This window comes from Protofrankia sp. Cas8, from assembly GCF_963555845.1.
In the GTDB taxonomy this organism is placed as follows: domain Bacteria; phylum Actinomycetota; class Actinomycetes; order Frankiales; family Frankiaceae; genus Protofrankia.
The window spans coordinates 9,284-12,270 of the sequence record NZ_CAUVXI010000015.1 but is presented as its reverse complement, the minus strand read 5'-3'; the positions used below and the strand labels follow the sequence as shown (position 1 = coordinate 12,270).

Genomic DNA, 2,987 nt, shown 5'->3' with positions numbered 1-2,987 from the left:
GAGCAGTTCGGCCGCACGGATGATCAATGTCCCCTTGGGGACGCTGACGGCCTGGTCGTCGATGGTCAGGGTGACGAGGTCCGGCGGCGTGGGCACGGCCGGAGGTGACGGGGCGCTGCTCGTCGACACGGTTGTCATAGTGATCAGTGAGCTCTCGCGAGGGCGTCCGGCGAACCGGCGACGCTGTCGGATGCGGACCGGGCCGATGCAGGCCCGCCAGCTGCGGACCGGTCAGCTGCGGACCGGTCAGCTGCGGGCCGGAGGAACTCGTCGCGAAAGAACGCGATGCCCGAAACGATCGGCGAGGTCGCACCGTCGGCAAGAGCGCAGAAGGCCCGGCCGAAGATGTTGTCGCAGGCGTCAAGCAGCGTGTCGACGTCGGCGGCGTCGCCGTCGCCCCGCTCGAGGCGGGACAGGATCTGCACCATCCACGGGGTTCCCTCACGGCACGGCGTGCACTTTCCGCACGACTCGTGCGCGTAGAACTGGGTCAGCCGCCGGACGACCTTGAGCATGTCCACGGTCTCATCCATGACCATGATGGCGGCCGTGCCGAGCAGGGAACCAGCCTCGGCGACACCCTCGAAGTCCAGTGGGACGTCGAGATGGTCGGCGGTGAGCATCGGCGTCGACGATCCGCCGGGGGTCCAGGCCTTCAGCCGCAACCCCCCGCGGACGCCCCCGGCCATTTCCAGCAGCTCGGCGAGAGTGGTTCCCATCGGCGCCTCGTACTGGCCCGGACGGGTCACATGCCCGGACAGACTGTAGATCTTCGGCCCCGGTGAACGTTCGCGGCCCATCGACCGGAACCAGGCCACCCCGCGTCGGATGATGTACGGGACGCTGGCGATGGTCTCGACGTTGTTGACCACCGTCGGTGACGCGTACAGCCCGTGTGTCGCCGGGAAGGGCGGGCGCAGCCGGGGCTGACCACGGCGGCCCTCCAGGGAGTCCAGCAGCGCGGTCTCCTCGCCGCAGATGTAGGCACCGGCGCCGGAATGGACGACCAGATCCAGGTTGAACCCGCTGCCGAGGATGTCGGCGCCGAGGTAGCCGGCCTGGTAGGCCTCGGCGACCGCGGCCCGCAGCCGCCGTCCGCAGTGCACCAGTTCCCCGCGCAGGTAGATGAAGGCGTTGTTCGCCCGCACCGCGAAGGAGGCGATGATGATGCCCTCGATCAGCGAGTGCGGGTCTGCGATCATCAACGGGGCGTCCTTGCAGGTACCGGGCTCGCCCTCATCCGCGTTGATGACCAGATAGTGCGGTTTGCCGTCGCCCTGCGGGATGAAGCCCCACTTCATGCCGGTGGGGAAGCCGGCGCCGCCACGACCCCGCAGACCGGAGTCCTTGATGAGCCCGATGATGGCGTCCGGGCCCGTCTCCAGCGCCTGGCGCAACGCCTGGTAACCGTCGGTGCGTTCGTAGGTGGCGAGCGTCCAGGACTCGGGAGTGTTCCAGCGTCCGGTGAGGACCGGGGTGACCGGCATGGTCAGCTCCCCTTCGTCTGATGGGCGGTCTGCCTGGTGCGGGCCCGCTTGGCGGTGCCGGTCGGGGCGACCGTCGCACCGACGGCAACCGGGTCGGGCGTGCCCGCGGCAACCGGACCCGGCATGTCCACGGCATCCGCGACGAGGAGGCCCGCCACGGATGGTTCACCCACGCCCGGCCCGGCCACCGCGCCGGGGCGCGGGTCGGGGAAACCGGCCAGCTGCCGGGACGCCTCGACGAACGTGCACAACGGCGCGCCGCGGGTCGGAGTCGGACGTTCGCCGCGTTGCAGCGCGGCCACGATCTCGACGGCGGAGTCCGCGTCGACCTGGTCGAAGAACTCGTAGTTGACGGTCATCACCGGCGCGTAGTCGCAGGCCGCCAGGCACTCCGCATGCTCCAGAGTGATCGCGCCGTCCGGTGTCGTCTCGTCGTGGCCGACACCGAGATGATGCGAGAGCCGGGCGTAGACGTCCTCGCCGCCGACCAGGGCGCACGACAGGTTCGTGCAGACCGACACCAACCAGTCGCCGACCGGCTTGCGCTTGTACATCGTGTAGAAGGTCGCGACCGCGCTCACCTCGGCCTGGGTGATGGCGAGCTCGGTGGCGCAGAACTCGATCCCCTCGGCCGTGACGCAGCCGTCCTCGGCCTGCACGAGATGCAGCATGGGCAGCAGCGCCGAGCGGGAGCGACCCGGTGGGTACCGGGCGATGATGTCCCGCGCGGCGGCACGGGTCTGTTCGGTCAGTGGCATTACCGGTCAACTCCCCCGAGAACTGGGTCGAGGGACGCCACGCCGACGATCACGTCCGCGACCTGGCCGCCCTCGGTCATCGCCGGGACCGCCTGCAGGTTGACGAAGCTGGGATCCCGGACGTGGACACGGTAGGGCCTGGTGCCGCCGCCGCTGACGACGTGATAGCCCAGCTCGCCGCGGGGTGACTCCACAGCCGTGTACACCTGCCCGGCCGGGACCCGGAAGCCCTCGGTGACCAGCTTGAAGTGGTGGATCAGAGCTTCCATCGAGGTACCCATGATCGTTCGGATGTGATCGAGCGAGTTACCCATCCCGTCGGTGCCGATGGACAGCTGCGCCGGCCAGGCGATCTTCTTGTCTGCGATCATCACCGGACCGGGACGCAGCCGGCCCAGGCACTGTTCGATGATCTTCATCGATTCGCCCATCTCCTCCAGCCGCACGAGGTAGCGGGCGTAGGAGTCGGCCTCCAACAGAATGGGGACGTCGAAGTCGTACGTCTCGTAACCGCAGTACGGCATGGTCTTGCGCAGGTCCCAGGCCAGACCGGCCGCACGCAGCACCGGTCCGGTCACGCCGAGCGCGATACAGCTGGCCGCATCGATGTAGTTGACATCGACCATGCGGCCCTTCCAGATCGGCTGCCCGGACAGCAGCGCGTGGTATTCCTTGATCCGTTTCGGCATGTCGTCGAGGAAGACACGGATATCGCGCTCAACCCCGTCGGGAAGGTCCTGGG

General features: G+C 68.7%; 2 protein-coding genes and 1 pseudogene. All 3 read right to left on the bottom strand.

From position 1 onward, the window contains the following. Nucleotides 1–143: 143 nt before the first annotated feature. The gene (gene nuoF, locus U9977_RS04540; RefSeq protein ID WP_322747886.1) at nt 144–1,487 is read right to left on the bottom strand and encodes an NADH-quinone oxidoreductase subunit NuoF; all 1,344 of its coding nucleotides are present in this window, start codon (nt 1,485–1,487) and stop codon (nt 144–146) included. Between the two features lie 2 nt (nt 1,488–1,489). Then, nucleotides 1,490–2,245, bottom strand: coding sequence for an NADH-quinone oxidoreductase subunit NuoE (gene nuoE, locus U9977_RS04535; protein WP_322747885.1), 756 nt, complete (start codon nt 2,243–2,245; stop codon nt 1,490–1,492). Then, nucleotides 2,245–2,987: pseudogene (locus U9977_RS04530) on the bottom strand (NADH dehydrogenase subunit D); the annotation flags it as partial. The pseudogene U9977_RS04530 and the gene nuoE, both read right to left, overlap by 1 nt.

What these genes read in the sequence shown, in the direction of transcription:
- nuoF (WP_322747886.1), bottom strand. Translation starts at nt 1,487, where the DNA reads ATGCCGGTCACCCCGGTCCTCACCGGACGCTGGAACACTCCCGAGTCC.
- nuoE (WP_322747885.1), bottom strand. Translation starts at nt 2,245, where the DNA reads ATGCCACTGACCGAACAGACCCGTGCCGCCGCGCGGGACATCATCGCC.